Origin of the sequence: Streptomyces sp. CLV115, from assembly GCF_038448545.1 — a bacterium.
Lineage (GTDB): Bacteria > Actinomycetota > Actinomycetes > Streptomycetales > Streptomycetaceae > Streptomyces > Streptomyces sanglieri.
Window position 1 is genome coordinate 1 of the sequence record NZ_JBCEWQ010000293.1, and the last position, 4,490, is coordinate 4,490.

Annotated in this window: 2 protein-coding genes; one reads left to right on the forward strand and one right to left on the reverse strand. The window is 73.5% G+C overall.

What is annotated here, in order from left to right; translation table 11 throughout:
• Nucleotides 1-42: 42 nt before the first annotated feature.
• Nucleotides 43-3,537 (reverse strand): phosphodiester glycosidase family protein, encoded by a 3,495-nt coding sequence (locus tag AADR41_RS41365; RefSeq protein ID WP_342287561.1) that lies wholly within the window; start codon nt 3,535-3,537, stop codon nt 43-45.
• A gap of 249 nt (nt 3,538-3,786) precedes the next feature.
• On the opposite strand from AADR41_RS41365, the gene AADR41_RS41370 reads away from it, so the two are divergent.
• The gene (locus AADR41_RS41370) at nt 3,787-4,287 is read left to right on the forward strand and encodes an NUDIX domain-containing protein (protein WP_342287563.1); all 501 of its coding nucleotides are present in this window, start codon (nt 3,787-3,789) and stop codon (nt 4,285-4,287) included.
• The last annotated feature ends 203 nt before the right edge of the window (nt 4,288-4,490 follow it).

The following is a 4,490-nucleotide window of genomic DNA, read 5'->3' on the forward strand; positions in this document are numbered from 1 at the left end:
CCCTTGTCGGGGTGCGGGCGGCCCCGGTCCGGCTCCCGGTCCTCAGGCCGCCGGCACGGCCCCGGCCGCGCCGACCGTGATCCGTACCCGCTGTGTCGTGCCGTTGACCGTCACGGCGAGGGTGATCGTCCCCGGCCGGAGTGCGGTCAGGGTGCCGGTGGACGGGTCGAGTACCGCCGCGTGACGGTGACGGACGCCGTCCCGGTCACCGATGTGCACGTTCGGCGAGCCGGTCCAGTCCGCGGCCAGCGGGAAGGCGACGGGGACGCTGCGGGCCCCCTGGGTGACGGTCGCGGTGACCTTCGTGCGGCTTCCGGTGCCGAGCACGGCGGGTGCGTCAATCCTCAGCGCGTCCACGTGTGCGCGGGTCTGCGCGGAGATCCAGTCGGGTCCGCCCTGCCACGGCCGTTGCCGTGCCGCGGCCTGCGCTCCGTGGCCGATCCGGTCGGCGCCGATCAGCGACCAGCCGGTGAAGCCGCCTTCGTCCGCGGGGCCGGCCGGTGCCTTGCCGGAGTTGCCGTTGATCAGATACGGCACTCCGTCGACGTGCGAGGCATGGAAGACCCCGACGTGACTGCCGATGAAGGCCGCGCCCTTGCCCGTCGTACGGCGGAAGTCGGCGAGCCACTGTTCGACCAGGGCCGCCTCCTTGCGGTCCCCCAGCCGGCTGCCCTGCTGCACGGTCGGATCGCGCGGCGGCACGTGCTCGATGAGCATCAGCGAATCGACGGTCCGGTCCTTCGCCGCCGCGTCCAGCTGGTCGCGGAACTGCTTGATCTGGGCGAAGCCGCCGCCGCGCAGGCTGAGGCTGGAGGTGTCGAGGGTGATGACACGGGTGCCCTTGTGGTCGAACGTCCGCCGGGCGGGCCCGAATTCGGTGATGAAGTTGTCGATCCGGCCCCCCATCACCTCGTGGTTGCCCGGTACGTAGTACCAGGGCAGCGAGTCGCCGAGCTCCTCTGTGAGGACGCGGCGTGCGAAGGCCAGGTCCGCGGGCGATCCCTCGTCGACGAGGTCGCCGTTGACGACCAGGAAGTCCGGCTCCGCCGCCTTGATCTCGCGCAGGGTGCGCCGGGCCTGGGCGACGATCGGGCTGTCCGGGTCGCGGGCGACGAACTGTGCGTCGGACATCACCGCGAACCGCCAGTCCCTGCGCCCGGTCACGGCCGCCGGGTCGATCAGCGGGTCGGCGGGGGCGGCCCGTTCGGGCAGCTCGACGGTGGGCGGGACCTGGGCGGTGAGGTCGTCGATCACGATCCCGCCCGTGTACTGCTTGTCCGCCGCGGTCTCCGCGAGGTAGAAGCGGGACACCGCGAGCGGCATGGCGGCTCCCGCCGGTACGGCGAAGGTGACCTGCCGCCAGCCGTTCCAGGTGACGTACGGTCCGCGCAGCAGCTGGTCGGAGCCGGCGGCGTCCTTGAGGTGCAGGGTGGGCCAGGCACCCCGGCCGTCGCCCTTGATCCACAGCTTGAACGACTGGGGCTGGCCGGGCACGGTGACCGGCTGGGGCGGGGCGGCGTAGGCGGCGCGGGTGGCGGTGGAGCGGGTGAAGTCGTAGTCGAGCCTCAGTCCGGTGCCGGTGTGGCCGTCGGGGGTGGCCGTCAGCGATCCGTCCGCGCGGGCCTGGCTGAATTTCCAGGACCCGGCGTCGTCGAAGGTGGAGACGGCCTGCTCGGTGAGGCCGACGCTGACGGCGAGGACGGTGGTGGTGCCCGCGACGGTCGCCTTGATCCGTCCGGCGCCGGAGCCGGTGCGTGAGGAGACGGTGAACGAGCCCTGCCCGTCGTCGCGGATGTCGAAGAGGGTGTGGTCGTAGTCGAGTTCGATGTCGCGCGGTTCGACGGGGGCGCTGGTGCCGTGGGCGTCGAGCCCGACGATGCCGAAGGTGCCGGCCGCCCCGGCGTCGGCGAGACCCACCCGCTGGGTGGTGGGCTCGATCCGGGCCAGCTCGTCGAGGACGGTCAGTGACGTGCTTCCGCGCGCCGGCCCGTGTTCGGCGCGTACGTCGGTGGTGCCGCTGCGGCGCGCGGTGAAGAGCCCGCTGCTGTCGACCTCGCCGACCGAACCGTGTGCGGTGCGCCAGCGCGGGGTGCCCTGTGCGGGGCCGTACGTCTCGTCGTATCCGGTCGCGGTGAGGCGTCGGGTGAGACCAGGGAAGACCCGGTCGGGGTGACCGCCCTTGACCGGGTCGACACCGGGTGCGGCGTCGGCGGGCGTGCGGGGCTGCACCCAGTAGCCCTTCAGCCGTCCGCTGCCGTCGGGGGCGGTGAGGGCCAGGCCGTTGGGAACGGTGCGTTCACTGCCGTCGGACGGGCTGTTCTCCACCCGGAGCGCGTCGCTGCCGGGCCGGCGGGCGACGAGGGTCGACGATCCGCCGCCGTCCAGGTTGAGTGCGCTGTACGAGCCGGCGCGCCGCATCATCAGGGCGAGTTCGGTGAGGGTGACGCCGCCGCTGTCGGCCTGCCGTCCGTCGACGGTGAGTATCTGCATCGTCCGGCCGTCCTTGGAGAAACCGACGGCGGTGCGGGGTGCGGCGGTGTTGTTGCCCTCGCCGTCGTGGTTCTGCGCGACTCCGTCGACGACGAGGAGTTCCCGACCGCCGACGGCGGTGCGCGGCACGGCCCCGCTGTCGGTGCGTGCCCGGTAGGTCAGGGACACCGGGTCGCCGGGCTTCAGCGCGCCGAGTGCGACGGCGCCGGCCTCACGGCCGACCAGGACGGTGGCGCCTTCGGGGACGGCCCCCGAACCGGGCGCGGGCGAGACGGATACGACCTTGCCGTCGCGTACGAGCACTTCGGCGACCGGGGTGGCGCTGTCCACGGTCAGGGCGCGGTCGGCGGTGCCCCAGGCGGAGGAGTACGCGCCGATTCCGCCGGCCGGCACGTTGGCGGCGTTGTACGCGGCGAGCGGCCGCTGCCCGGCGGGCAGTGTGAGCGTGCCCTCGAAGTACAGGTTCAGGATGCGGCCCGCGCTGTCGGGGCCGATGCCGACGGCACGGTTGATGCCGGGTGCCGGCGACTGGACGGTGGCCCCGTCCTTGATGCCGATCCCCTCGGGAGCGCCGGTCTGGTTGATGTCGAAGAAGTCGGCGTTGATCGCGGCGACGGTGCGCCGTCCGCGGCCCGCGTCGTGTCCGGCGGCGAGTTCGGAGACGGTGTGCCGTTCGGAGACCTTGCCGGAGGAGAGGTAGTCGGCGCGTATGCCGCTGCCGGCCAGGTCGACCGAGAGGTTGTCGACCCGCAGCCACTTGTCGGACTCCAGCCGGTCGTACGAGCTGAGGCGGACCCCGGGGGCGACCGGGCGGGAGGTCCGTGTCGTCTCGATGCCGTCGCCGTCCGCGACCGCTCCGGTCCGCCCCGCCGGGTTGCTCGCGGGTGGTGGCGCGACCGGTCTGAGGATCTCGGCAGAGGTGCGGGGTCGGGGATCGGGGGTCGAATCGGCGAGTGCGGGAGAGATCGCGCCGACGGTCAGAGCGGTCACCGTCGCGAGCAGTACGAGCGGGCGTGCGACCGTCCCGTGTCCCCGTTCCGTCCTCACGCGCGGTCCGGCCGTGCCGCCGACTGTGCCAAGGCCCACAAGTCCTCCTGGGTTCCCGATGGTTGCGTGGCCCGGTGCCCGGGCGCAGGCGCTGTCGGCGGACAGCATGGCCGCGCGCGCGGGGGCGCACCAGGGGGCGTCGGGAACCTCGCGGCGAACAGGACGCGTCGGCTCGATGACGGCAATGATCAGCGTGAAAGGGGTGTCGTCGGCGGTGGTGTGCCCGGGCCGGGACGCAGACTTGACGGCATGCCATCCCAGAAGCGCACCAGGCGCAGTGCGGGTCTTCTCCTGTTCCGACGGTCCGGCGAGGCGGAATTCGAGGTGCTCATCGGGCACATGGGCGGCCCGTTCTGGGCGGGTCGCGAGAGTGCGGCCTGGTCGATCCCCAAGGGGGAGTACGGCCCCGAGGAGGCGCCGGCGGCCGCCGCCCGGCGTGAGTTCGGGGAGGAGTTCGGGCGTCCGGCGCCGGACGGTGCGTGGGTCGCGCTGGGCGAGGCACGTCAGTCGGGCGGCAAGACCGTGACGGTGTGGGCGCTGGAGGCGGATCTCGATGCCGCGACTGCCGTTCCGGGCACGTTCGGCATGGAGTGGCCGAAGGGGTCGGGGGTGTGGCGGGAGTTCCCGGAGGTCGACCGGTTCGCCTGGTGCACGCCCCGGGAGGCGGCGGAACGGCTGGTCACCGGACAGCGGGTCTTCCTCGACCGGCTGCGGGAGCACCTGGCGGGCGGACGGGCGGGGGACGCCTGACCGGAACGGGATCCGGGCAGGTCGCCGGGCGGGCGGACGCGCTCATGGGCGGACGGGCGGACGGGCAAGTCGCCGGGCGGGCGGACGAGCACATCGGCAGACGGCGGGCCCTCGGGCGGGCAGGCAGGCACACGAGCAGGCGGGCGGACGGGCACGTGGGCAGACCGGCGGGCAGGCAGGCACATGTGCAGGCGGGCGGGCGG